The organism is Vibrio hyugaensis (genome assembly GCF_002906655.1).
GTDB lineage: Bacteria > Pseudomonadota > Gammaproteobacteria > Enterobacterales > Vibrionaceae > Vibrio > Vibrio hyugaensis.
The window spans coordinates 16,464-42,239 of sequence record NZ_CP025795.1; the positions used below are offsets into that span (position 1 = coordinate 16,464).

Annotated in this window: 28 protein-coding genes and 1 pseudogene; 16 read left to right on the forward strand and 13 right to left on the reverse strand. The window is 45.2% G+C overall.

Annotated features, from left to right (window positions below; translation table 11 throughout):
- Positions 1-4: 4 nt before the first annotated feature.
- The 6 genes from C1S74_RS17290 to C1S74_RS17315 all read left to right on the forward strand — a co-directional run bounded on the left by C1S74_RS17290 (position 5) and on the right by C1S74_RS17315 (position 3,796).
- Positions 5-736 carry an SDR family oxidoreductase gene (locus C1S74_RS17290; protein ID WP_045396218.1) on the forward strand — a complete coding sequence of 244 codons (732 nt, stop codon included), beginning with the start codon at positions 5-7 and terminating at the stop codon, positions 734-736.
- 9 nt (positions 737-745) lie between these two features.
- Entirely contained in the window at positions 746-1,210 is a 465-nt protein-coding gene (locus tag C1S74_RS17295) for a GNAT family N-acetyltransferase (protein WP_045396220.1), read from the forward strand.
- A gap of 412 nt (positions 1,211-1,622) precedes the next feature.
- Positions 1,623-2,093, forward strand: a complete 471-nt coding sequence (locus C1S74_RS17300; RefSeq protein ID WP_045396222.1) for an HAD family hydrolase — start codon at positions 1,623-1,625, stop codon at positions 2,091-2,093.
- Between the two features lie 35 nt (positions 2,094-2,128).
- Complete coding sequence (locus tag C1S74_RS17305) at positions 2,129-2,629, forward strand: GNAT family N-acetyltransferase (protein ID WP_045396225.1); 501 nt, start codon at positions 2,129-2,131, stop codon at positions 2,627-2,629.
- Positions 2,630-2,703: 74 nt separating this feature from the next.
- The gene (locus C1S74_RS17310; RefSeq protein ID WP_045396228.1) at positions 2,704-3,159 is read left to right on the forward strand and encodes a GNAT family N-acetyltransferase; all 456 of its coding nucleotides are present in this window, start codon (positions 2,704-2,706) and stop codon (positions 3,157-3,159) included.
- 208 nt (positions 3,160-3,367) lie between these two features.
- Positions 3,368-3,796 (forward strand): MarR family winged helix-turn-helix transcriptional regulator, encoded by a 429-nt coding sequence (locus tag C1S74_RS17315; protein ID WP_045396230.1) that lies wholly within the window; start codon positions 3,368-3,370, stop codon positions 3,794-3,796.
- A 99-nt stretch (positions 3,797-3,895) separates the two neighbouring features.
- Here the strand turns inward: C1S74_RS17315 and C1S74_RS17320 are convergent, their stop codons facing one another.
- The 4 genes from C1S74_RS17320 to C1S74_RS17335 form a co-directional block, all read right to left on the reverse strand.
- Positions 3,896-4,447: a type II secretion system protein gene (locus C1S74_RS17320; protein ID WP_258075229.1), complete on the reverse strand. Its 552-nt coding sequence runs from the start codon at positions 4,445-4,447 to the stop codon at positions 3,896-3,898.
- Positions 4,448-4,711: 264 nt separating this feature from the next.
- Positions 4,712-5,083 (reverse strand): c-type cytochrome, encoded by a 372-nt coding sequence (locus tag C1S74_RS17325; RefSeq protein WP_045396236.1) that lies wholly within the window; start codon positions 5,081-5,083, stop codon positions 4,712-4,714.
- 75 nt (positions 5,084-5,158) lie between these two features.
- Positions 5,159-5,446, reverse strand: a complete 288-nt coding sequence (locus tag C1S74_RS17330; protein ID WP_045396239.1) for a hypothetical protein — start codon at positions 5,444-5,446, stop codon at positions 5,159-5,161.
- Positions 5,447-5,508: 62 nt separating this feature from the next.
- Positions 5,509-6,426 carry a DMT family transporter gene (locus C1S74_RS17335; RefSeq protein ID WP_045396242.1) on the reverse strand — a complete coding sequence of 306 codons (918 nt, stop codon included), beginning with the start codon at positions 6,424-6,426 and terminating at the stop codon, positions 5,509-5,511.
- A gap of 94 nt (positions 6,427-6,520) precedes the next feature.
- Between C1S74_RS17335 and C1S74_RS17340 the strand changes: the two genes are divergently transcribed.
- Positions 6,521-7,957: an aminotransferase-like domain-containing protein gene (locus tag C1S74_RS17340; protein WP_045396245.1), complete on the forward strand. Its 1,437-nt coding sequence runs from the start codon at positions 6,521-6,523 to the stop codon at positions 7,955-7,957.
- Positions 7,958-8,059: 102 nt separating this feature from the next.
- Here the strand turns inward: C1S74_RS17340 and C1S74_RS17345 are convergent, their stop codons facing one another.
- Both C1S74_RS17345 and C1S74_RS17350 read right to left on the reverse strand, forming a co-directional pair.
- On the reverse strand, positions 8,060-9,193 hold the full coding sequence (locus C1S74_RS17345) for a glycerate kinase (RefSeq protein WP_045396248.1): 1,134 nt from the start codon (positions 9,191-9,193) through the stop codon (positions 8,060-8,062).
- Between the two features lie 219 nt (positions 9,194-9,412).
- Positions 9,413-11,101 carry an amidohydrolase gene (locus tag C1S74_RS17350; RefSeq protein ID WP_045396251.1) on the reverse strand — a complete coding sequence of 563 codons (1,689 nt, stop codon included), beginning with the start codon at positions 11,099-11,101 and terminating at the stop codon, positions 9,413-9,415.
- Positions 11,102-11,232: 131 nt separating this feature from the next.
- Here C1S74_RS17350 and C1S74_RS26990 point away from each other — a divergent pair, with 131 nt between their 5' ends.
- Positions 11,233-11,367, forward strand: a complete 135-nt coding sequence (locus C1S74_RS26990; RefSeq protein ID WP_258075234.1) for a hypothetical protein — start codon at positions 11,233-11,235, stop codon at positions 11,365-11,367.
- Between the two features lie 10 nt (positions 11,368-11,377).
- On the opposite strand, the gene C1S74_RS17355 is transcribed toward C1S74_RS26990, so the two are convergent.
- Positions 11,378-11,749, reverse strand: coding sequence for a hypothetical protein (locus tag C1S74_RS17355; protein WP_045396253.1), 372 nt, complete (start codon positions 11,747-11,749; stop codon positions 11,378-11,380).
- A 242-nt stretch (positions 11,750-11,991) separates the two neighbouring features.
- On the opposite strand from C1S74_RS17355, the gene C1S74_RS17360 reads away from it, so the two are divergent.
- The 5 genes and pseudogenes from C1S74_RS17360 (at position 11,992) to C1S74_RS17380 (ending at position 17,560) form a co-directional block, all read left to right on the forward strand.
- The gene (locus C1S74_RS17360) at positions 11,992-13,839 is read left to right on the forward strand and encodes a M3 family metallopeptidase (RefSeq protein ID WP_045396256.1); all 1,848 of its coding nucleotides are present in this window, start codon (positions 11,992-11,994) and stop codon (positions 13,837-13,839) included.
- A gap of 337 nt (positions 13,840-14,176) precedes the next feature.
- Positions 14,177-14,713: a DUF924 family protein gene (locus tag C1S74_RS17365; protein ID WP_045396259.1), complete on the forward strand. Its 537-nt coding sequence runs from the start codon at positions 14,177-14,179 to the stop codon at positions 14,711-14,713.
- 148 nt (positions 14,714-14,861) lie between these two features.
- Positions 14,862-15,179 (forward strand): DUF4144 family protein, encoded by a 318-nt coding sequence (locus tag C1S74_RS17370; protein ID WP_045396262.1) that lies wholly within the window; start codon positions 14,862-14,864, stop codon positions 15,177-15,179.
- A gap of 92 nt (positions 15,180-15,271) precedes the next feature.
- Entirely contained in the window at positions 15,272-16,528 is a 1,257-nt protein-coding gene (locus C1S74_RS17375; protein ID WP_045396264.1) for a hypothetical protein, read from the forward strand.
- Positions 16,529-16,622: 94 nt separating this feature from the next.
- Positions 16,623-17,560, forward strand: a pseudogene (locus tag C1S74_RS17380) (LysR substrate-binding domain-containing protein).
- A gap of 35 nt (positions 17,561-17,595) precedes the next feature.
- On the opposite strand, the gene C1S74_RS17385 reads toward C1S74_RS17380, so the two are convergent.
- Positions 17,596-18,042 carry a hypothetical protein gene (locus C1S74_RS17385; protein ID WP_045396266.1) on the reverse strand — a complete coding sequence of 149 codons (447 nt, stop codon included), beginning with the start codon at positions 18,040-18,042 and terminating at the stop codon, positions 17,596-17,598.
- A gap of 363 nt (positions 18,043-18,405) precedes the next feature.
- Here C1S74_RS17385 and C1S74_RS17390 point away from each other — a divergent pair, with 363 nt between their 5' ends.
- The gene (locus C1S74_RS17390; protein ID WP_042601126.1) at positions 18,406-18,897 is read left to right on the forward strand and encodes a VOC family protein; all 492 of its coding nucleotides are present in this window, start codon (positions 18,406-18,408) and stop codon (positions 18,895-18,897) included.
- A 149-nt stretch (positions 18,898-19,046) separates the two neighbouring features.
- Positions 19,047-20,540, forward strand: a complete 1,494-nt coding sequence (locus C1S74_RS17395) for an SNIPE associated domain-containing protein (RefSeq protein ID WP_082038985.1) — start codon at positions 19,047-19,049, stop codon at positions 20,538-20,540.
- 287 nt (positions 20,541-20,827) lie between these two features.
- On the opposite strand, the gene C1S74_RS17400 is transcribed toward C1S74_RS17395, so the two are convergent.
- The 5 genes from C1S74_RS17400 to C1S74_RS17420 form a co-directional block, all read right to left on the reverse strand.
- Complete coding sequence (locus tag C1S74_RS17400; RefSeq protein ID WP_045396270.1) at positions 20,828-21,619, reverse strand: hypothetical protein; 792 nt, start codon at positions 21,617-21,619, stop codon at positions 20,828-20,830.
- Positions 21,616-23,178 carry an NAD(P)-binding protein gene (locus C1S74_RS17405; RefSeq protein WP_045396273.1) on the reverse strand — a complete coding sequence of 521 codons (1,563 nt, stop codon included), beginning with the start codon at positions 23,176-23,178 and terminating at the stop codon, positions 21,616-21,618. Before C1S74_RS17405 ends, C1S74_RS17400 begins: the two co-directional genes overlap by 4 nt.
- A gap of 14 nt (positions 23,179-23,192) precedes the next feature.
- Complete coding sequence (locus C1S74_RS17410; protein WP_045396276.1) at positions 23,193-23,597, reverse strand: hypothetical protein; 405 nt, start codon at positions 23,595-23,597, stop codon at positions 23,193-23,195.
- 579 nt (positions 23,598-24,176) lie between these two features.
- Entirely contained in the window at positions 24,177-24,485 is a 309-nt protein-coding gene (locus C1S74_RS17415) for an MliC family protein (protein WP_045396279.1), read from the reverse strand.
- Positions 24,482-24,943: an ecotin family protein gene (locus C1S74_RS17420; protein ID WP_045396283.1), complete on the reverse strand. Its 462-nt coding sequence runs from the start codon at positions 24,941-24,943 to the stop codon at positions 24,482-24,484. Before C1S74_RS17420 ends, C1S74_RS17415 begins: the two co-directional genes overlap by 4 nt.
- A 200-nt stretch (positions 24,944-25,143) precedes the next feature.
- Here C1S74_RS17420 and C1S74_RS17425 point away from each other — a divergent pair, with 200 nt between their 5' ends.
- A complete protein-coding gene (locus C1S74_RS17425; protein WP_045396286.1) occupies positions 25,144-25,740 on the forward strand; it encodes a LysE/ArgO family amino acid transporter in 597 nt (198 codons plus the stop codon).
- Positions 25,741-25,776 lie beyond the last annotated feature (36 nt).

Genomic DNA, 25,776 nt, shown 5'->3' on the forward strand with positions numbered 1-25,776 from the left:
TATTTTGCAGAAAGTAGTCATCATTACTGGCGCAAGCCGAGGCATAGGTGCAGCAACCGCAAAGCTATTGGCCAGACACGGTTATGCAGTATGCGTAAACTACCTCAGCCACAGCGATGCCGCAAATCAAGTTGTTGCAGAGATCAAAGGTAGTGGTGGTAAAGCCATTGCTATCCAAGCCGATGTTTCTCATGAGCAACAAGTAATAGCGCTCTTTGAACAAACAGAACAAGCGCTCGGAAAAATCACGCATTTAGTCAATAACGTGGGCATCTTATTCACTCAATCTCGCCTTGCCGACATGAGCCTTGAACGTTTTCAAAACGTCATGAATGCCAACGTGACGAGCTGTTTTTTATGCTGCCGTGAAGCTGCAAAGCGATTTGAATCTGGCAACGCCATCGTGAATGTGTCTTCTGCTGCCTCGCGTTCTGGCGCCCCCTTCGAGTACGTCGATTACGCCGCATCAAAAGGAGCCATGGACTCACTCACCAAAGGGTTATCTTTGGAGCTGGCCGAACAAAATATTCGTGTTAACGGTGTTCGTCCCGGTTGCATCTATACCGATATTCATGCTGACGGCGGCGAACCAGATCGCGTCGAAAGACTTCGCTCAAAAATCCCGCTCAAGCGAGGTGGGACGGTCGAAGAGGTCGCTAACGCCATCGCTTGGTTACTGAGTGATGAAGCCTCTTATGTCACGGGATCGTTTATCGATCTTGCCGGTGGAAATTAAGGAAGAACAATGAGAGTAAGACAAGCAACACCCAATGATTTAGAATCACTCTTTGAATTAAATAACCAAATAAGTGCGCTTCACTACATCAACGCACCACAATCCTTTGTCGCGCCTTCAGAAGAGGACAAAACGTTTCTCGCTAATGCATTAGCCGATGAAAAACGATTGATTCTGATAGCAGAAGAAGGCCAACAGGTTCTTGGTTTTATTACCGCGCACATCACTCAAAACGAAACCATCAGCTTCCTCATCAAAGACCCGATTTGCCGAATAGGTACCATCGTCGTGGATGAAAACCAAAAAACAAAAGGCATAGGCCGTTTACTTATGACCGAAGTTGAGCAGTGGGCCCGCGCATTTGGAGCCGTTCAGATCCGATTAGAAGTCATGGAATTCAACCAAGCCGCACAACAGTTTTACGACAAACTCGGCTTTGCCACCAATTCACGCCTGATGATGAAATGTTTGTAACGATCACGACATTTGAGCGAATTTCACTGTTAAAGCTAACGTGAATCGCATTTATCTTTCTTGCTTTTCTTCCCTTTTCGAAAAGACGATATGATGTACGGATATACCCAAGTGACTTCAAGATGCAGGATTCAGAGCGTTGTCATTGATTCTCTGTTTACCGAAAGTAAGCAAGGAAAACAACGAAGCGGAATAGCCAGCTCTTTCCAAGTTGTTTGACGCAGCAATCGGGTCAAGTACACGCTCCCGAAGGGCACTCTTTGCAAATAGTAAGGGGCTTGGCTTGTATACTTTGTTGTCGATTCTTGATTTAGACCCACTAAACCTTTAAATCGCCGCCGCGTCTACAAACCAAGTCATTCTCGCTGAACCAAGCATCTCGAGGTTACTTGGGTATAATGGAGATTCGAACATGATTTATCTTTTCGATTGGGGAAACACCTTGATGGTCGATTTTCCTCACGCACAAGGAAAAATGTGCGATTGGGAACACGTGGAAACCATTCCACATGCAAGAGAAACCCTAGCGACACTCTCGCAGCATCACCCCATTTATATTGCCACCAGTGCATCGGATTCTGCCATGGAAGATGTGCAAGAAGCCTTTCAGCGGGTCGAGCTCGACCAATATATCTCCGGTTATTTCTGTTTTGCCAACCTTGGTATTGCAAAGAACCAACCCGACTTCTATCTCGCAGTCGCAGAACAATTAAACGTTGAACCAAACCAACTCACCATGGTGGGCGATGTACCAGAGAAAGACATTTACCCCGCATTGGAAGCAGGATTAAACGTCATCTGGTTCAATGCTCAAGGTGTGCCTGCACCCAATCAACCTATTCCCCATCAAATCCACTGTTTGTCTCAATTGACTGACTCATAATCAACGATACGTTATGCACTAATCAAGGAAGATGAATGCAAATTAGACCCATCACCGTAAACGATATTGACCACTTCATCGCACTATGGAATCGCGTCTATGAAGAAGGAGAATATTTACGCTCCCCTGCCCCAGGCCGAGAAATGCTAACGGAAGTGCTCACACGGGTAGAAAAAGAATCCATTCCTCAATTTATCGCATTGAACGACAAACACGTAGTAGGCAGCGTTGAAGTCTTTCCTGCAGAAATGTGTGGCTATGAAGGGGGGGAATTCGCTAAAACAGGAATTTTGGGGATTCATATTGATCGCAAGTATCGAGGTAAAGGATTAGGCAAACAACTGCTCACGCTTGCGATTCAGCACGGCTGGCAATATGGCTACGACACCATTGTGCTTAATGTTTATAAGAACAACCTTCCTGCCATTACACTGTATGAACAATTTGGCTTCGAGCATCGCGGCGAACTTGGTGAAGTATTGCTGCCCAATGGTAAGCACCTGATGAGCCAAAAAATGGTGCTGAAGCGATCATAGCGTGATTAGAAAATTATTTTTAGTCTAACCGTTCGCTATACTTAATAAATTGATTAATTTAACTTGAGCCAATGATGATTGAATACCAAGCTTTAGCACCGACCAAAATTCCAATGGCATTATTGTTAGAAGCCGATCCAGACCAAGATAATGTTAAGCATTATCTAGAAGAATCGCTGGGATTTGTCGCGCTAGAAGGAAAGCAGATCATTGGAGCTTGTGTCGCACTGCCATTATCTGGCTCATCCAATCAAGCAGAAATCATGAATGTATCCGTTGCTCCCGAGCACCAAAAGCGAGGGATTGGCACGCATTTATTGCGCACTGTCATTGAAGAGTTGAAAGCGCAATCATACGAAAAGTTGGTGCTTGGTACAGGAACATTTGGCTACCAACTGACTTACTATCAACGCTTGGGCTTTAGGGTAGAAGGGGTAGAAAAAAATCACTTCCTACTCCACTACCCAGACCCAATTTGGGAAAATGGCATTCAACACAAAGACATGTTGCGTCTGTACCTAGAGTTATAGCTCTCCTCAAACAGACAGTAGGAGGTAGTTCTCTATGCTCCGCTTGATCCAAGTAATGATCGACAAACTTAAAAACAGATCACGAGCAAAAGCGACTCTGATGCACAAAAAAATGTTTATCTCGCGCCGCAAAGCCGTGCGTTGAGCGTGCTAGTTGCTGCGACATTGGTTACCATAGCAATCGTTGCTTTATCATTAGAGAAAGAAAATGAGCGAACAGTTTGATAGACAAGAAAGCTTCGGCTGGATGATCAATGTGGTTGCCAACGATGCAGCGAAACGATTTGAAACCGAGCTGAAGAAGCATGGCTTAACCGTCGCGCTTTGGCCAACCATGATGTGCTTGTGGGAAGAGGAAGGCGTCACGCAACGCGACATCGCAGAGAAGTCGAAAGTAGAGAACTCAACAACGACTCGCACTTTAGACAAGCTAGAAAAGCTTGGTTTGGTTGAACGCCAGCCTGATCCTAACAGTCGCCGTTCTTTTCGTATCTACCTAACAGAAGAAGGACGACGCCTGAAAGAAACGCTACTGCCGATCCCTCTTGCGGTAAATAAGGAACTGATGAGCCCGCTTGATTCAGCAGAACAAAAAGAGATGCTTCGCCTGTTAAAAAAGTTGGTCGCCGAGATTTAGCACTTAATTAGATGATGCCGAGTCAAAGAATAGACAAAGCCCCAAGTCCTACGCTTGGGGCTTTGTGTTTTTCTAACGTCTCAACGAGTGTTTTGGTCTTTAGCAGCCGTCAGTAACATGCCCTCGGACAATCGACTCTGTCGAAACCTGATTCACGTAATAGAAATAACACGCTTCCTCCGTCAAGGTATAGCCTTGCGGCCAGATGTATACAACGCGGTCTAAGCCAGACTGATCCGCAAATTGATATTTAGGGATCTCAACAAAGTGGGCACTGTTTGGGTATTGCTGACCCATAATGCAAAAATCACTTCCTGTGCATGGTGTATCAATCTGAGAGTTTCCTTTGACTGGCAAACCAATTTCTAACAACGCTCGAATACTGTCTGCACTCGCTTCTGGCATCCCACTAAGCATTTTTACTTTGCGGTCCACGTACGTGATGTGACGACTTTCTTCCGCATCATCAATCACGACTTTAGCATGGAAAAACTTGAGTGCGGTTCCAAGTGAAGATTGAGAACTGTGCAGCATGGAAGCGTAAGCTTGGCGGTGTATATCCAGCAGAATGGGTAGCGCCGCGAGTGCAATGGACCCCAACGTGGCAAGCACAATGGTAATCTCCATTAACGTAAATCCTTTTGATTTCACTTTTTCTATCTCAGCGCATGGGTCGGAACATATAGAGCGGTAAGTTCACCCCCACTTCCGTGTGAGAGCGGAGCTAATATATCGCTGAAATTACGCAGAGAAACGCGCAAATGATGAGAAAAAACCAGGGAATCGAGAACTTGAGAGTCACCGCCAAATTGCACTGAAACAGGCGACTTAAGCGGCGTAAAAATTCGACTGAATTCAAAACCTTGAAGCACACCAAAAGCGAATAAGCGACTGTTTCTAAAATAAGATTCACCCCTAGTTAATACTTTTGATGTATTCAAAAATGTCGTTTACTTGATTTTCACTCAGCACAGATTTGAATGGTGGCATGGCACCCGTTTTGCTGCTCTCCCCCTCCAATACCGTCCCAATCAACTCCACTTTTGTCCCGAATGGGTTAGTCAATTCATCAAAGATATTGTCGGGTTTGATGTTCGTCGCCCTAGCCACCAATCCATCACCATGCCCTTTATCGCCATGACAAGAGATACAGTAGGATTCAAAATACTGCTTACCTGCAACAACATCGGCTTCGCCATATTGGTTGTCAGTGAACCATTTGTAACCCGCAAAACCAGAACCGGAAGCAAGTAATAACAAAGCAGCAGAGAAAAAGAATTTGCGCATGGGAGCCCCTTGTCTTCATTTAATCAAATCAATAAAGACGACAAGGTAACGAGGGGGATGTCGAAAAAGTGTTGATTAGGCGTTGAGCAACGGCACGTTATTGCGGATTAAGCCTCGGCGTACACTGGTACACATTTTCCCAAAGCGGCGGATTTCATCGAATTGAGGCGTGATACCGCGATCCATTGCAGATTCCCAATAGCTCAGCTCAGAATCTACCATTTCTAATAGTTTTTTAGGACAACCGATGCATTTCCCCTCGGGGCCACAAACAAAAGTTTCCGACTCATAAAGAGGCAATTCTGCTTTAACTTGTTCAATGATATTGCGCATCGCACTCATTCGATCTGGCTTGACGGTCATCATCCGGCTCCACAAACATGTAAGGAGCCGGATTGTACTCTCTGGCACGCTAATGTCCCTACCTAATTTAGGTATATTTTGCGCTTTTGCTTTGCAACCTTTGATTTAAACATTGGTAAATCAGGCTTCTTTGCCACCAAATACACCGCCGTTGCTGCGAGAACAAAACCAACAATGCCCATCCAATCGAACGACTCTCCAAAAACCAACCAAGCTTGAATAGCCGTAGTTGGTGGCACAAGGTAAAACACAGACGCCACACTCGATGCTGCGCCATTTTTCACCATGTACAACAACAATAGAATCGCCACGCAAGACAACACGACAACCAACCACACTAGGGTCAAAATGAACTCGGTTGTCCACTGTACCTGCATGGTTTCAAACTGCATGGCGATAGGTAAAAACATCGCTAATGCCGCCAAATACTGCACCGCTGCACCGCCGACCATATCCACTTGTTGGCAGTACTTTTTCTGATACAAAGTCCCTAACGTAATGCCTAACAAAGACGATAAACACACCATAATCGCTAACGTCTTATGCTGGTCAGATTGCCATTCCATGTTGCCCATCAGCACCATGGCGATGCCAACAAAGCCAAACAACAATCCAAACCATTGAGAAGACTTAAATCGCTCTGAGGCAAACACGACAAGCAGCACAGCAGTCAAAATAGGTTGAATCCCCACTAACAACGAACTCAACCCCGCAGGCATACCTAAGCTAATGGCAAAATAGGTACCACCGAGATAAAAGCCGTGAATCAAGACGCCAACAACGCAGCTGTGCCAAAAGTCTTTTCCCGTTGGAATTCGGCGACGTAAAAACGCCACAATGACCAAAAACAGCAACACGTTAAATCCCATACGAATCGACAGTAACGTCGCGGGCTCAGCGTATTGCAAACCAAATCGTGCACCGACAAATCCAGAAGCCCAAAGAACAACGAAAACAAAAGGGATGGCTCTGATCAACATGATTTTCCCTCACTCTCACTTGTGTTTTGATTTTAGATACGGTTAATTTAGTAAGGTACAGTGTTTTCACAAAGTGACAGATGGAAGTGTTTTTATGGGTACAGATTTAACCAGTAGCCTAGATACAAATAAATACTTAGTGGTGGAGAAGCATCTCAAACAAGCGATCTTTAATGGCGTGTACCAAACGAATGATAAGCTACCTTCCATTCGACAATTAAGTGTCGAGCTTGGGGTGAGCAAGAATACCGTGATTCGTGCATATCAAGAATTGGAAGCACAAAGCATGGTTTATTCAGTGCCAAAATCGGGGTATCGAGTCAAAATCACACAGCAACCTGACGCCAAAATCTCTCACCCTACACGCGTCGATTTGCTCTCAATCTGTAAGGCCATCCTGACTCATCCTGAATACCAAGAGTTGCTGCCAACTGGCTCTGCACACCCAAATATAGATGCGCCTGCGATCAAAAGTTTGTATGCCGAAATTGGCCGTCATAGCCGCCAACAAAGCCATATATCCAGCCATTATCAATTGCCTCCAGGCGATGACTTGTTGATCAAACAACTAGCTAAGATCACTCAAGATCTGGGAACGCCGGCGAACGTGGAAGACCTTCTGGTTACTCATGGCGCACAGCAAGCGATCAGCCTTGCTCTCCGAGCAACAACGAATACAGGGGACATTGTTGCGGTCGAATCGCCGTGCTATTTCGGTAACTTACTGATACTAGAATCCCTCGGTTTGCAAGTGGTCGAGGTCCCTAGTTGTCCTCGTGATGGTATGGATCCAGACGCACTAGAAAAAGCCATGGCGACGTGGGAGATCAAAGTCATTATTGTCACACCAAACTTCACCAATCCAACAGGCTCAATGATGCCGCCCGAAAGGCGTAAACAGCTGCTCGCCGTCTCCGGAGATATTCCCATCATCGAAGATGACGTGTTTGGCGCATTGAGTTATGACAAAACACTACCGAGCTTGCGTAAACTGGACGAGAAGCAGCGCGTCATTTACGTTAATTCACTTTCGAAAACACTCGACTCACGACTTCGAATTGGCTGGATGCTGGTGGGGCGTTATCGCGCTCAAGTTGAGCAATATCTGTTGTGTGAAAACATGGGCAGCTTGAACTTGATGCAATCGGCGGTAGCAACCTTTCTAACCTCAGGAAAATACCGAACACATACCGCGCGTATGTGCCGAATCTACCAAGCTAACGTTCGACGATATTTGCAGATGCTACACCAATGTTTAGATGCGCATTTTGAACTGAAAAACCGTTACCAAATCAATGCAGTACAAGGTTCATTCTTACTTTGGCTACGCTTGCCACCAAAGACTGACAGCTATGCGCTTTATCAAGCCTGTAACGAACACAAAATCAGTATTCTGCCCGGCTCGGTATTTGGCACTCAGGGACAGTACCAAAACTGCATTCGTCTCAGCGTAGCTAACTTTGGAGCAGAGAAACACTGGCTACCAGCAATGGAAACGCTCGCTAAGCTGATTGCTCAACACGCTAAGTAACACCCCAAAATACACACTCACAAATACAACAGAACCTCCACAATTGGGAGGCTCTGTTATTTAGAATACTTGGTTATTCGAAAAGCCTAGACAAAGGAAAAACTATCGAGGCAACTGCCATAGTCTCGCGACGTTTTCGGCCAAGTTCGCGAGATTCACATCGGCTTCTTTCAATGCTTCTGGCAAGCTCATTGCGCACGGAACACACACGAACACAGCATCAATGCCGCACTCGTACACCGCTTGGAAGTTATCACCCTTACAACCCGCAAGTGCGACAACTGGCAAATCAAACTGCTTCGCAACTTTGGCAACCCCCATTGGTGTCTTACCATGTACGGTTTGATGGTCGATACGACCTTCACCGGTAAACACGATATCAGCGTCTGCAACGTGCTCTGCTAGCTTCACAGTGTCCAGCACAATTTCAATGCCCGGCTTAAGGCGTGCTGATAGGTAACCGAGCAATGCCGCGCCCATACCACCTGCTGCACCTGCGCCTTTTTGAGTCAACACATGCTTGCCTGTCACTTGCTCTGTCAGCTCTCCGTATTTGCTTAGAGCAGAATCTAACAACTCAACATCCGCCGAAGTCGCGCCTTTCTGTGGGCCAAAAATCGCCGACGCGCCTTCCTCGCCACATAATGGGTTATCAACATCGCATGCCACCAGCACTTCGCAATCAGCTAAGCGAGAATCAAGACCAGACACATCGATGCTTGCTAGTTCAATTAAGCCGCCGCCATTTGGCGTAATTTCGTTGCCAGCTCTGTCTAGGAATTTAACGCCCAACGCAGCCAACATGCCCACACCGCCGTCATTAGTAGCGCTGCCACCCAAGCCAATGATCAATCGCTGAATACCACGATCAAGCGCATTCAGAATCAGCTGACCGGTACCAAAGCTGCTGGTGTTTTTCGCGTCACGTTGTTCACTTGGCACACGGTGCAGGCCGCTAGCCTCTGCCATTTCAATCACAGCCGTTTCGCCATCACCTAGAATGCCGTAAAACGCCTCGACATCATTGCCGAGTGGGCCTTTTACCGTCACGAAAACCTGCTCACCCTCAGTCGCATCAATCAAAGATTGAACCGTCCCTTCGCCACCGTCGGCAACAGGCACAGTCACAAATTCTGCGTCTTGCCAAACACGAGACAAACCGGTCTTGATCGCGTCACTTACTTGTTTGGCGGTCAAACTCTCTTTAAACGAATCTGGGGCAATCACAACTTTCATTTCATTCTCCTGAAAGCACTAAGCTCCCATTACCTTTCCTAAAATCTCGCCGATTGAGGCGTCAATAAATCACACTTTGTCTTCTATCGCCATGATATTGAAAAGGAATCTACGCCAAAGTGTTATACCTCCCTATTTACATTATGCTATTTATGGTTACTAACCAATAAAGTGCACTATCACTGCTTATACCTATAACCGAGTAAGTCATCACTCGGCTTATTCATCATCCAATTGTTCGTAAACGACTTCCCCGCGCAGCACCGTCATCAATATTCGAGCTTGGGCTATTTCTTCCGCTTTCAATTGGGTGATGTCTTGGTCCAACACCGCAAAATCCGCCGATTTCCCGATATCGATTGAGCCAATTTCCTTTTCTAAGCCCAAGCTGTAAGCAGGATGAATCGTATAAGCATCAATCGCCGCTTCCACATTTGGCAACCCTGTATCCCCCATTAGCAAACTGTTGGAGATACCTAGGAGAGGATTCAAATCATGCACATTCCAATCACTGCTTAGTGTAACGTTAGCCTTGGTATCGTAAAGCGTACGCAGGTTCATCAATGCTCTGGCTCGCTTAGCCCCTAAGAAGGCTTCCGCCCATTGGTGATCGTGATACGCCACATAGTCTGAGCCGACTTGAAAGTCTGCCGTAACACCTAACTTGGCGAACCTTGGCACGTCTTTGCTGTTCACCAGTTCCACATGAGTCAAAGTGTAACGTCGCTGATTGCCCTGACTGCGCACCTTCTCAATCGCATCGAGTGATTCACGAATACCACCGTCACCGATAGCATGAATGTGCGCGCTATAACCAAGTTTATCGAGCTTGTTTAGCCATTCAGACATTGCTTGTGGCGAGATGTAATTCAACCCATACGGTGAATCAGGCAGGTAAGTATCAAGATAAGGTGCAAGGGTTTTGGCGGTACCATTGATGAAGATGCCATCGTTGTACATTTTGACTTGGTTTACCAGTAACAAGCGAGAGGTGTCGTCGGACTGAATGCCTTTCAAATACGACAGTTGAGAGTTCATGCTGTCAGTCGGATAGATCCATGGTCGCAAAGAGACGCGAGCGGTCAGATCACCCCGCTTTTCGCTCTCTTTCCACACTTCATACCAACCTCGCTTCCAGTACATTCGCCCATCACCAATCGTAGTGATGCCATAGAGCGCCGCTTCTTCTAATCCGGTCAACAAGCCTTGGTAACTCACCGCAAATTGCGCACTCATGCTGTTCCAAGCCAGTTCCATCACTAAATCACCGGCGTTATCTAGCAAGATGCCATTCAACTCGCCTGTATCCGGATCTTTGAGAATGCGACCACCTTGAGGATCGGACGTGCTTTTATCAATGTTCGCCGCTTTCAGCGCAGCCGAGCTAACCCACATCGAGTGAGAGGTTTGCTCCATTAACACCACAGGCGTATCAGGAAAAACCTCATCGATCACTTCGAGAGGAGTGCGCTGGTTTTCTTCTGACAAGGTTGCATCAAGCGTAAAACCGTAACCCATCAACCATTCGCCATCTTGGACAAACTCTTTACAGTCTTGCAGTTGTGGGATTTGCTCATCCAACAAGGTGCCAGCTTGCAACAAGCACGTACCGCCTGCTTCGGAAGCCGCCTCAAACACATGATTATGGTTATCGACAAAGCCCGGCAACAAGTAGGTATCACTCAAATCCACCACTTCCGTGCCATCACCAACCCATGTTTGTGCCTTGGCTTTATCGCCAACAAAAGCAATCCGTCCGTCATGCACGGCGACAGCGTCTGCTTTTGGATGACCATAAATGCCAGCATTGATGTACACCACGTCTACGGTTTGCTCAGCAGCATTCGCCCAAGCGCTAAACGCAGACAACAACGCAGCGCCAAGAATCAATCTATGAGGAGTTAACATGACACCTTCCGTTGTATTCGCTAACACATTGAGTATATGCAAATTGGTTTTTTTTTGCTGTCGGTGTCGTAATTTCTGTGGGGTTGGTTCAATATTACAGAATGGAAGGCCGTATAATCAAAGAGTGAACAATGCGACGATACGACCAAGGCGATTTATGTCCTCATTGTGGTTTGATCATGATGATGCCGACCGACCTCTCTAACCAATGTTTAGGGTGTGGTAAAGAGATTAATCAGCCTCAAGAATCAGATGAAGATGAGTAAGGAGCAGGTCTTACTCTGATTTGCTCACTTGTGTTTCCTTCACAAATAAGTACATCTCTTCTAGGTAATTGCCATTTGCGCAGCCCCAGTCGCTTACTTCAATAAATTCTTTTAGCAACTGATGACTCTCATCGCGAATCAGTTTTTGACGAAATGAGTTCCATCGAGCCAATTCCAAGCGGCTCTTGTTGGACACATAATGGTCGCCGTAGCTTTCGATAAGCTTGTTGTAGGCGCTCCAACGTTCTTCTGGCGTCACTCCTTCACTCATAATGACGGCGCAGTTTTCCTCGATATTAAAGACTTGGTCATTGGTTGGTGTTGTTGCTGAACATCCCACCAAGGTTAGCCCCATTGTTAGAGCTACGATTCTTGTTTTCATTATTGTTTTCCTTACTTTCAGCACCACTGCGAAAGACCGAATTTTATAAATAGAGAACGGCCATTACTAATCAAAAACGGAAAAATTTTGTGACTGACGTCTGCACATGTAAAAAGTGCGGTAAATTCCTGTTTACAAGCCATAAACATGGCAAATGGATTTCGCATTCCTTTCTGCTACTCATGCGTGCCATAATCAATGACGATAAAAACCTCAATAAAGCAAACATTTGAAGGATCAAAATGACTGCAACGGAATACCTAAACGACCTCAACCAACGTTACCTCACTATCCATCGCACCAAAGAAGACTTCTTTTGGGAAACCTACATGGGCATCAGCGACGACCACGATGGTTCGACAAAAGCACAAACCGCTTGGACAAATTTCTTAAGCAACGCCGAACAAATCTCAGCCATCAAAGCGCAACTTGAAGCAGCTGAAGCAATCGCTGATCCACAAGAGAAACAGCAAACGCAAATTGGTCTGCAAGGCTGGTTGGCAACGTTTGAATCGCATGCGATTGAAGGCGAACAAGCTCAAGCACAAAAGAATGCTCTGATTGCATTTGAAGCCGAGTTGTTCGAGAAAAAGCAAAATCACGTCCTGACGTTTACCAATGAAAACGGTGAACAAACCGAGGGCTCTTTGCCAGTATTGTCGTCGACCATCCGCGCCAATAATCACGAAGAAGTGCGTCAATCAGCACATCAAACGCTGCTCGACCTTGAGCAATGGTTGCTGCAAAACGGCTTTATTGAGCTGATCAAACTGCGTAATCAATTCGCACGTTCTTTGGGCTACGAAACCTTCTTTGACTACTCAGTGAAGAAGACGGAAAAGATGAGCTCAGAGCAACTGTTCAGCATCTTGGATGACTTTGAACAACGCACGCGCGATGCGCACCTAAGCAGCTTGGCAAATCTTGCTGAGCAGAAAGGTCAAAGCGCACTGACTGGCTACAACTTTGTGTACTCGTTCGCGGGTGATGTCATGCGTGACCTTGACCCGTACGTACCGTTCTCAAAATCGCTGCGTCGCTGGGTAGCATCATTCGGTCGCCTAAACATCGAATACTCAGGCGCAGAACTGACGCTAGACCTGCTTGACCGCAAAGGCAAATACCCGAACGGTTTCTGCCATGGTCCTATCCCATCGTTCTACAACCAAGGCGAATGGGTTGCGGCGCAGGTGAACTTCACCAGTAACGCGAAACCAGACCAAGTTGGTAGCGGCTACGATGGCATCAATACTCTATTCCACGAAGGTGGTCACGCTGCGCACTTCGCTAACGTGAAGATGAACGCGCCGTGTTTCTCTCAAGAGTTCGCACCAACTTCCATGGCATATGCAGAAACACAATCCATGTTCTGTGACAGCCTGTTGACCGATGCCGATTGGCTAAAACAATACGCGTTGGACGCAGAAGGTAATCCAGTACCGGATGAGATCATCCAAGCGATGATCAACAGTCGCCAGCCATTCAAAGCGTACGAAGAGCGTAGCATTTTGGTCGTGCCGTATTTTGAACGTGCGCTTTACCAATTAAGCGATGAAGAACTGACGCCAGAGCGCATCACTAAGCTCGCGCGCGATTGTGAAAAGCAAATCCTTGGTTTGGAGTGCAGCCCACGCCCATTGATGGCAATTCCACACCTTCTGTCTGATGAAGCAGCGTGTGCCTACCACGGTTACTTGCTAGCGCACATGGCGGTTTACCAGACTCGAGCTTACTTCCTCGACAAGTTTGGCTACCTAACTGACAACCCAGAGATTGGTCCGCTACTGGCGAAACATTACTGGCATGCGGGTAACCACCTATCGCACAACGAGACTATCGTTAGCCTAACAGGTGAAGGCTTTAACGCTAAGTATCTGGCAGACGTGTGTAACCTATCGCCAGAACAAGCATGGGACGTACAACAGAAGAAAATTGCCTCGCTGCAAACTCGTGAACGTGCCCCAGTGGCGTCTTTAAATGCCAGCATCAAAGTGGTCGATGGCAGCAAAGAGCTTGCAAGCAACTCGGTCTCAGACGAGCAGATGTGCGATCAGTTTGAGCGCTACATCCAAGAGACTTACGGTCGATAAGCGAAACCAAGCGCTGGGGGGGATACCCAAGTAACCTCGAGATGCTAGGTTCAGCGAGAATGACTTGGTTTGTAGACGCGGCGGCGATTTAAAGGTTTAGTGGGCCTAAATCAAGAATCGGCAACAAAGTATACAAGCCAAGACCCTTACTATTTGCAAAGAGTGCCCTTTGGGAGCGTGTCATTGACCCGATTGCTGCGTCAAACAACTTGGAAAGAGGTGGCTATTACACTGCGTTGTTTTCCTTATTCTCGAATCAATGACAACGCTCTGAATCCTGCATCTTGAAGTCACTTGGGTATATACTCCTAGCTCTTTTTCTATCAGGGAAGCAACCATGTACCAAGATATCCTGACTTTCTGGTTTGAAGAACTGGAACCAAAAGACTGGTTTGTGAGTAATGCCTACGTCGATAAACAAATCGAAACTCGCTTTCTCACCACCTTAGAACAAGCCGCTCAATCTGAGTTGTTTGGCTGGCGAGACACAGCGCAAGGCCGTCTGGCAGAGATCATCGTGCTCGACCAATTCTCTCGCAACGTTTACCGCAATACGCCAAAAGCGTTCGCTCAAGATGCTCTCGCACTTGCCTTGGCACAAGAGACGATTCGTTTAGGATTGGACCAAGAATTGACGGACGTTGAACGCAGCTTCTTGTACATGCCATTTATGCACAGTGAGTCTAAGCGGATTCATGAAGAGGCAGAGAAGCTGTTCAAAGCACTGGGTAGAGAATCGAACCACGAGTTCGAACTAAAGCATAAAGTGATCATTGATCGCTTCGGTCGCTACCCACACCGCAATGCGATTTTAGGCCGCGATAGCACCGCAGAAGAAGTGGAATTCTTACAGCAGCCGGGTTCTAGTTTCTAGGCGTACATAGTTCTGTGCATAGCAGGCCACCCTAAAATGCACAAAGCCTTTTGCTCTTTTAAGGCTTTGTGTATCGTACTTGCCTTACGCAGCTTATTTAGCTAGTGCACGACTTCAAATGACCCACTCTAAATATTAAGGTAACGCAATGATCACATGGCCTTGTTTGCTCAAACTCGATGGCGACGACGAACTGGTGTATTTAGATTCGCCAGAGCAGTTAAATGCCGAATGCCAAGCGTTGATTTGGGGTCAAGATGACATGGTGATTGATACGCAAGGTCATTGCTATGCATTACAAGCGGGCGCTAACAGCACAGTGGAATTAAGCCTTTTGCCACAGACATTGAACGTGCAGCAAGTGACAGAGCTGATTCAAAAACACGAGTTCAGCAAGGCACAACGTTGCATCATCAAAATCCAATTTTTGTCTGTCCAGCAAGCGATTGCAGCGTTGGTTGAATGAGGCTGTAAAACTCAGTTTGCTGCTATACATCATTATCCCTCCCCCAATTTTTGCTAGCCTGTTGTTGGGTGTGCTTAACGAAAGGGGAAGTAATGAACAACATCGTATTGGTATTTGGTGGATTGGGGAACGCTAAGTCGTCTGTGGTCGGTTTGTATGAGAACCTTCTGCACACCTTAAGTTCTCGCTTTGATGTGGTCGCCATTGACCCAGCCGTTCACGAACCATGCGAGTCAAAATTAGCTTCACAGTTTCAATTCCCTTATTCCGCTCGCTACGCAGATCTTGATGCGTTTTTACAAGCTCATAGGCAATCTCAAGTTGCTGCTGTCTTCGTTCTAACACCTGCAGGCACACATCTCTCCATCATTGAGCAAGTCAGTGGCGCGCTCGACATTCAAAACCTGTTGTTTGTGGTTGAGAAACCGTCCTTCTCCTTGGCTGAAATCAACAAAGGCTTTAACCAAGTCATCCCCGAACTAAAACGTCGCGGAGCGCAATTTTACTTTATCGATACCGCTTTGGTTTCTCCTTCATTGGAAGCGCTCTTCACTGATTCATCTATCGCACTACCTGATTCTGCCCCGCGCAAGATCATCGCGATTGCTGCCGACAACCCCATCGACAGTCATGAAGCAATCCAAGACTTCCGTTTTGAAAACCGAATTGAGTTACTCAACACCAGAAAGCTACTTAACTTAGCCACCAGCGGCGGCGGAGGTTATGGCTTTGATATGGGCATCCACGCGATTGCTGGGCTAGTTCGCTACCTGCATAAATTCGGCTTAGAAGACTCACAGGTTGAACTAAAACACGTCCGTGCCGAACGTATTAACGAGTCGCAATTGGAGTACACACAGGGCGCTGAAACTCATCTCTATGTCGAAGGCGAACTCACGTCGACCGAAGGCAATATTGAGATAGTGATTGAGGCAGGAAAAGCCGGTGATATCTGGGACAGAAGATTAGAACTGCACTATCCAGAGCGCGTCATTGCGATTGGTTTTGGCACACTCAAGCATCCTCCCTATCTGTGGGAGAGAAGCCCCGATGGCATCAAGAGCACCACATTTGATGTCTTTGGCTCAGGTTATGCGATGCACTTTAACGATATCCTCTACGCGCTTGGTTTTGATGCAGAGCCTTTACTCTCACAACAAGAAAGCGAAGCTTTGATGTCACACTCCATGAACTTGCTGCGCAGCGTATTTAACGCCATCGGCGATACCCATCAAGTTCGCGAACAAAACATTGCCGAGGTTGATGCACACACACCCAAATACCTGTCAGAAGCAGAGCTAGAGATTCGGGCAGAGCTTAGCCGATACCTCAACAGTTTGATTGTTTAAGTAGGCAACGAGTCACTATTTCTGGCTCAATTCAATTAAGTGATATAGTTTCTATTCATACCCTTCAATTTGTAAGTTGAATGATAGGAATATCATGATAAATCTATCCCACTTAATCAAAAATGATATGAACCTGCTGATTTGTCTGTACGTTTTACTTCAAGAACGCAGCGTGAGCAGAACCGCAGAGAAACTGTTCTTATCTCAATCGGCCGTCAGTAAACAGCTTACTAAATTGCGCCAAGAGTTTGATGACCCTTATTCGAGCGAGAATCCAAAGGTTTATTGCCGACCCCAAAAGCGCTGGCATTAGAAAGCAAGCTGCAACAAATCCTGATGCAAATTGATCAGCTTCGTGAACCAGAAGAATTTGACCCAGAATGCTCGACTCGCGTTTTCAGTATCGATCTTATTGAAACCGCCTACTCCACGATTTACCCACGTTTTCTGCCTCAAGCGTTGTCTAGTGCGCCAAAGATAACCATCAAAAGTGCAGATTGGAGTAACAGCAGCATTACTCGATTACAGAGAAGAGAGATCGATTTTGGTGTGGGTATCTTTGAGTTTGATGATCGTTCTAAAACCCATGTCGATACCATCCCTGACACTCTAAATTACGCGGAACTGATGCGTGACACCTCGGCGTGTATCTTGAGAAAAGGACACCCAGCATTAGAGGAAGAATGGAATCTCGACGCATTCCTGAAGTACCGCCATATCCAAGTCATCACTGGCGGTGTGTCTAGCTGGCTATTACATGAGGTGCTCGACACTCAACGCTTGCGCATCGACAACGCCGTCAACATGTCCGACATTTCCAGCGCGGTGAAACTGTGTGAGAAGAGCGACTTGATACTGACTTACCCTTACAAAAGCATCCGCGAGTTCGAAGGTAAATCGGACATTGTGATCAAACCGCTCCCAATAAAAATGGAACCAGGTGGGTTCTTTCTACTTTGGAACAAGCAACTCGACAATGACCCAAGCCATAAATGGCTAAGAGAGCTCATCGTCAGTCAGTCTTATGCCTAATCACAAAGCCTTTAATCAAAGTAGAAAGTACAAAGCTATGAGTTGATGTACTTTAAATGAACATTCAAACGCCAAAAGTAGAGTGCTTGCAAAGCGATAACAGAGAATGTCGAAAGTAATTCAACAATAAAATAATGTTGAGCGCCAAAGTCGAGAGAGACGATAGCCATCCCAACAAGCACAGATAAAGCGACAAACCTAAACGACAAAGGGATAGATAAAGCGATAGAGCGAAGAATGTAGGTTTTACCATCTCTATTATTCGTTCTATACGTGACAACTACACCCAAAATTGACACGACTAAGATACCAATAGCCTCGGTTATCATAACTTCATTGCTTACATACGGCGCCAAGAACATCAAGTACGGTGTCACCGTATAAAAGATTAAGAATATTAAAGCGTATTTAATCCAATCACTGTCTGGCACTTTGTTGTCTTTTAGTTCCTCAGACAGCTTTGATGTTTTCCAAATGTACAAATTATTATTCCTTTTTATGTGAGCTCAGATTAAAGGCTCGCCTAAAACCCTAACTACCAACGTTAAAACACAACTAGTTAATATCAATAAAAACAGATAACTAGCAGTAACTTCGGCCAGAATTTTACCTCACCAAACCATTCACGATCGATATAAAACAACCCAAAACACAAAGAAATTTATAAGATAGCCATTTAATAAGCATGCAGGATACGCTTGTTTACCCTTCTCTCTGCCATTTAATAACAAAAAATTATTATCTTAAAAATTATTGATAATTTCATGTAATCAAAATTTCTCCATATACTCACCTCCATCGAAACGAAACACGAATTAAACATCACAGTTTTTTGGAGCAGAATTATGAAAATGAATCACGTAGGCATCATGGTTGGCGATATGGACAAAGCAGTAGAGTTCTACACTAAAGCGCTTGGTCTTCGCATCGTAATGAACAACACAAAAGTTATCGAAGAGCGCGAATCAGCAATCGGTCGTATGTGTATCGCCGTATTCGGTGAAGGCTTCAAAGGCTTCAATATCGCTCACCTAGTGACATCTGACGGCATCGGCGTTGAGCTATTTGAAATGAAAGAGCGTCAAGAGCGTCACGAAGTAGACTTCTCTCGCCTAGGCATCTTCCACTTCTGTCTACAAGTAGCGAAAGAGCAGTTCCCACAAACTATCAAACGTATTGAAGAGTTTGGCGGTAAAGCTCGCATGGACATCATGCGCTACCACCCAGAAGACGACAACAAACAAGCTCAAATGATCTACATGGAAGACCCGTTTGGTAACCTATTCGAGCTTTACTCACACACTTACGAAGAAACTTACGCGTCTGATTACGAATAATTGAATGCTTAAGAATCAGAAAGGGTTGGCCTAGTGCCAACCCTTTTTTTATTAAACTCATCTCTTATGATCTCAATCGATATACAGAATGACAACCCAATATATTATTGGTTTTTCCTATTTATCATTAATACATTGAGGCTTAAACATTGGACAACTTTTCACAAGTTCACATACTTCTGGGTGCTCTAGGATTATTTCTTCTCATCGGTATTCTACTAGTAAAGAGAGCCACAAAACTGAGCAGACAATTAGAAGATAACAAAAACCAATTGCTGAAAGCAGAAGACACTATTGGACAATACAAAGAACGCTTTTCAGATGTTTTCGATACCGAGGCTGAATGTGCAAAAATCAAAGATGCTCTTGAAGCCGATAAAAAGTCTATAGAGCGCCAAAAAGACTTAGTCTTGATTGAGCAGCGTGATGCTGAAGTGAAAATAGAAGAATTGAGAACCGACTATAGAAACAAGAAGCTTACGTATGACGCTTTAACGAAGCAAATTGCTGTTTTTAGAGATGATATTGAACTAATAGAACTTGGCTTCTATGAACCAAAATTTGACTTCGATGCCTCAGAGAAATTTAAAGAAGAAATCAAAAAGTGCAAAGACCGACAAAAAGCTTTGATGAGAGAAAAATCATCTAGCGGTGCTATTTTTTGCTATCGAGAATGGACCGTCGACGGTTCACGTTCTGAAGGCAAGAAGATGACGGACAAGAGCATTCGACTTACTGCTAGAGCCTTTAACAACGAATGTGAAGCAGCAATTGCTAACTGTACATGGAAGAACGTCGTCAAAATGCAAGAGCGTATTAGAAAGGCTTTTACTGCAATCAACCAACTTAACGAGCCGAATGCCATTTCCATCACAGACAAGTACTTAAAAGAAAAGCTCAAAGAACTTCAACTGACCTATGAATATCGCGAGAAAAAACAACAAGAGAAAGTTGAACAAGCAGAGATAAAGGCACAAATGCGAGAAGAGGCTAAGGTTGAAGCCGAAATTAAAAAAGCTGAAGCAGAAGCTATAAAGGAAGAAAAGCGCTTTCAAAAAGCTCTCGATACCGCGAGAAAAGAACTAGAGCAAGCCAGTGACGAGCTAAAGCTAGAGCTTGAACAACAGATAGCAGAACTACAAGCCAACCTGAAGGAAGCAGAGCTCAAGCACCAACGTGCTCAATCAATGGCAGAGCAGACAAAACAAGGGCATGTTTACGTTATTTCAAATATCGGCTCTTTTGGCGAAGACATATATAAAATCGGTATGACACGTCGACTTGAACCAATGGATCGCGTCAAAGAACTCGGGGATGCTTCTGTTCCATTCACGTTTGATGTACACGCAATGATTCATACTGATGATGCTCCGACATTAGAGAAGAAGCTACATGAAGTCTTCGATTCTCGCCGATTAAACATGATTAACAGACGAAAAGAGTTCTTCAATGTCACACTCAACGAAATACATGAAGCTGCGCAGTCCTTCTCAAACCATGAGATAGAGTTCGTAAAGACTGCCGTTGCTCAAGAGTATTATGAAACTCAAGCAATGAAGAAACAGGAACAAATGAAGGAGCACGGTGCTTCAGAAGAAGCAGAAAGCGCAAATAACTTACCAAGTTTCGCCGATGCTATTTAAGTAAGCACTCTATAACATCAACCCCACCTAACCTCCCCTTGGTCTCAGCTTCGGCGATCAAAATACATCGAGAGCAAAGGGGAGGAACTGTCGGAGCGTGTTAAAACGAGATTCTTGATGTAGCCTAGGCTCGTCGAAATGACACCAAAAGCTTGGAACGAAATAGGATAATGCACCAAAGGACAGCCCTCCCCCTTGGACAAGAAATGCAAATGCTGAGCAAACCATGTCAATACAAGGGGGAGTTGGAGGGGGTTGCTAGTGAGAAACACATAACCCCAAGAGCACTACATCAGAAAAATCCCAAGATAAGTGATAGCAACAACGCCAAGTAAAAACTCAGAAAATGGCTCTCTAACGATTGGCAATTGAATGAAACGGCTCAATCGATTCGATATTGCGAATTCACTTCCGCCCCAATCTAAACTCTTTAAGTTAAAACACAGGCTGAGGAAAAGAAGGTGACTGGCTGTCACGATGCGGGCGTGGAAGAAATCCTCCGCACCAATCGCAATAACAAAAGAAGCAATGTGGCAGATAGCCAACGTCAGTTTTGGTAACACAGAGCGATATTCGACAAGCAGTAATTGCGCCAGCCACAAACCGTAAATCACTTTTAATTGCCAAGGCACAGGCTCTCCAAATAAGACGATCCTCCCCTCTCCTTGCAGTGTGGTTTGCATCCCTGAATGTACCCAGTAGGCGATCGCCGCAGCCAGTACCATCGATATAAACATCGACAAATAAGCCCGCTTTTTCAACTGCACCAATAAAAACCCAGCTGACTGGAGGACGAAAAATACGACCAAACCCTTATCGACATGTTCGATGCTGATCCATTGGCTCAGCGCTAAAAAACACAACACGTTAAAACCAGTTTCTAAACAGAGGATTCGCTTTATCTCTCCTGAATTTTCGACCGGTTGCGTTAACGGCCAGAACACCACAGGTAACAACACAGTCAATGCTAACGCGAGCCAAATCGAACTTTGCACTAGCAGATAAAAACCACTGCTGTACACCAAACAAAGTATCAGAAACAGCCCCGATGATAAGGGTGAATAGACTAGTGATTTCATCGACGCTCCTCACATTCAGAGTGGGCGCGCTCTGCCAAATCCGCTGCACATAAATTGGCGGTTTCAATACATCGCTCCAACGTAACCGGAACTCGCCAAGTTTGGCGGGGATCAGATAAATACTCACCGCTTAAGAAGACGTTAGAAAAGTTTTTCACTGTAGTAGTGAGCACATTCTGAGCGGTTGGTTGAGTTAACGCGTGTTGCAGAACCCAATGGCGGGGCTGCCCACGTTCATTGATAACAATATCGCCATGAAAGCAATCGGAATACAACGTTTCCAGCTCTTGAGGCGTCACCATTTTCGCACCAAGACCGACCCTAAAACCTTGGTAGGCTGCGTGTTCTAGTAAGTCTAATTGCCCGAAAAGTTGGAACAACAATTCATCTTTTACCTGTTCTTCAGTGCATAACAACATCGGTTTCTGGTAAAGGGGACCGAGTGCATTATCAAGTTCAGTCGCCGTCACCGACAAACATGTCATCTCTCCTCGAGGCGTACTTCTCGTGGTCACGTGATAACTCAACCCCCAAGGAGAATCAAGAACTAAGCCAACCGTTCTGTTTTTCAGTTCGGCAGGGAGGCGAGAAAAGTAAAACTGAAAGCCATGACTCAACACGTAATCATAACTTAATGCGGAACTGGTCTCTGTGAGTAAGGATTTGGTGACATGAGCTGGGAGTGCAAATACGTAATAATCAGCGAGAACGGTATGCTCATCATGCAGTCGCACACCATCAATTCGAGTTCGCGCTTTGTTGGGATAAATGGCTTTCGCTTTAGAGCCTAAATGAAACTGAACGCCCTGCTTTTGTAGATGGTGAGTCAACGGGTTAATAAGTGCGTCGCTAATAGGTTTGCTCATTCCCAAGCTGTATGCGTCTGGCGCCGAGTTATGCAACTCACCATCTTTATTATTAAGCAGGTCTAAAATCGCCAATGCCGGTGTCTCATCGGTCGCTCCAATCCAACCTAACAAAACAGAACGAAGGAAAGCAGCAAGCTGCGGTCGAGAGTCATAGGAGAAAAAATCCCTGACGGAAACACCGAGTAATTCTTCTGTAGAATATGGTTTCTGCAATCGTTGCTTAAACCAGAAAGTATCCTTTAAAGGGACTTGCGCATAACGCATGGAGTAGGCTGACTTTGCATCATCCCATAGCTTTTCTAAGCGAGTAAAATAGCCGCGTTGAAACTGTATGGTCTTGTTACTTTGTGCCCAAGAAAATTGAACAATATTCTGAGGATAAAGCGAGCCTAAACAGGAGCCTGACCCCGAGGGGATCTCTTTAAGGAAGTTAATCAAGTTATGGTTTTTTGCGAAAAACTGCCGATGAGTGAGTTCATGAACCCTACCCCCTTCATCTACCGTTCCGATACACTTTCCCCCGGTATAAAGCTCTTTGTCGTAAACAGAAACATCAAAGCCTTGTTTTACACAGTTATGGGCCACTGCTAAGCCAGAAATGCCAGCACCAAAAATGGCAACTTTTGGGCGCGAAGAGCCTGTGCAAGCACAGGCCTCCTCCTCCCCTTTATTCAAAGAGTGAAAAGTCATGTTCTCTCCTCGAATTATCGACGAAAATTGACATGATTCGCGATTTCCAAACGATATAGATCGTGGTTCGGAAGTTGATTCAACACTGAACTGATGTCGAGCTCAAACGGGCTATTCGCGAGTGAACGACACATAATCAGATCATCACCAACGATCATCACTTTAGGTGTCGCCCCTTCCCACACGAGTTGAGCCGAGAGGTTTAAGTCACTGATATTAATCCCACAATCGTAAGTTCGAGAACGCAAAATACCATTGTCTACTTCGTACCCACCAACCAACACAATTGGATGCTGAACGGTAGGAAAGACAATCGCGTCATTTCCGCCTGCAGCTTGTTGGGTTGGGAAAGAAATAGCGTCTTCAGCGTGAACAAAAGAAGCAGCAAGAAGGGTCACGAAGCCAAGAACGTTTTTCATTATAATTTCTCCATTTTTATATTTATAGCGGGAATGTTCCCAAACGAGAATGTATATCAACTTCGAACTTACAACTATTGGCTTAAGGATTTTAATTTTGTAGGAAATACGCCATAGCGGGCAAACACCAATAAGAAATGAAAAACAATAATTATCAATTAGTTAAAAATACAAAAAGGATATTAAGGTGATAACTAGGTAGGCTAAGAAAAAAGGAGAAAGATTCTTTGACATGGGGAAGCCTTTCACACATCAAACGAAAAGATAGATAAACACAACTAATTACATCAACTTTAAATTATAAAATACCCAAATAATAAATCGAAAACCTTACTTAGTAACACATTGAATATTAAAATTTTATAAAACGGGCCAATCTCTCACCTGAACTTACGATAAGGTAGCTTGACCTAAACTTTCGGCGTAATTTTAGAAGTGGCCAAAAGTGAGTTATATGGGCCGACTAGTACGAGGCGGATTTACCCCAAAAGAGGAACAAAACAGTTATTGACCGAAAAAACGTTCAAAGCTTGAAAACAAAAAAGACTTGGTTTCATCCAAGCCTTTTGAGTTAGACGATTACTTCACAATGTGGCATGCACTTTGTGATATTTCGTTAACGATCAAAATCGCTTCGTCGCCTTTTGTGTGCAGTACCAGCATATCGTCGTCAGATAAGTATTTCGCGCCAGAAGCGGAACGAACTTGTTGTAGTTCGATTTCTCTTCCGTTATCAACAATGATTAATGCTTTTTCCTGCTCAAAGCTGGCTGCGAATTGATGACCATCATGACATTGGTACTTGTACTGCGGCACTGTTGAAACGCAGCCGCCTAGTGCGAGCAAACCACCGAATGCCAGCGCGATTTTAGTATGGCGAGCAATCATTCTTCAGGTGCCCAAACGCGGATATCTACGTCCAAGTCTGCTGGCGCGTAAACAACAACAGGTAGCTTACTGTTGTAACGGTATAAGTCTCGAGTGGGCATTTGCACGAATGTCTCTACCTTCTCCATGTCTTCAGGACATGCCATTAGCGTTGAGATACCACCAGCCGCAGAAGAGTCAACTTGGTAGTATGTGTAACCCCAACCTTCCAATGTATGTTCAGTCACAGCGCCACCCAGAGAAACACGGTTACAGTCCGTTTCCATCATTTTGCCAACCACAAGTTCTACACGCTTATCTGCTTCATTACTCGCTGGATCTACATAGAAAACATGCTTTGTCATGTTCTTCATTTCAGGAAACATCTCTGCCGATGGGCGAGAAACATCATTTGCGGTGTTCATTGTCGAACACCCGCTCAATGCGATTGCACCTGCGGCTAACCAAACTGCTTTCATCGTTTTTTCCTTTTTGATATGGATGTGCGTATTGTAATCGGGTTCACCGGTTTATGGTAAAAGTGCAATGCAAATTGAAGGCTGCTCTCACAATTACGACTCTGCCTCATCAAGCAATTCTAGCAACTTGTCCCTTGCACACTCTCTTTGACAAAGTTATGGTTCGAAATCCTATTTGGTCACAGCCCAAGGAAGAGAGAATGACCACCTATCTCGCCGGCTTTACGCTGGGCATATCGCTGATTCTTGCCATTGGTGCGCAAAACGCTTTTGTACTGAAGCAAAGCATTAAACAACATCATGTATTTATGGTGTGCTTTATTTGTGCACTATCGGACGCGATTTTGATTTCTCTTGGTGTGGCGGGTTTTGGCTACCTGGTCAAACAGTTTCCTTTGATTGAAACCATTGCACGTTATGCAGGTGCGGCGTTCCTAACTTGGTATGGCATCAGTAGTTTGCGCTCAGCATTCACACAAAAACACGTGATGAATCCGGAAGGAGACGCGTCGAAAAGCGCATGGCAAACCGCACTGATTTGCTTGGCGTTCACTTGGTTGAACCCACACGTTTACCTTGATACCGTTGTGTTATTGGGGTCGATCTCCACTCAATATGAGCCATATAAATGGCAATTTGCAGTGGGGGCAGTGTCGGCTTCCTTCGTGTTCTTTTTCAGTCTGGGCTATGGCGCTAAATTACTGATTCCTATTTTTAAGCATGCCCGTTCTTGGCAGGTTCTGGAGTTCATCATTGGCTTTGTCATGCTCGCACTGGCGATCAGTTTACTGGTTTAGCGCGTATACTTTTCTCAATGCTTGAAAGAGGAACGC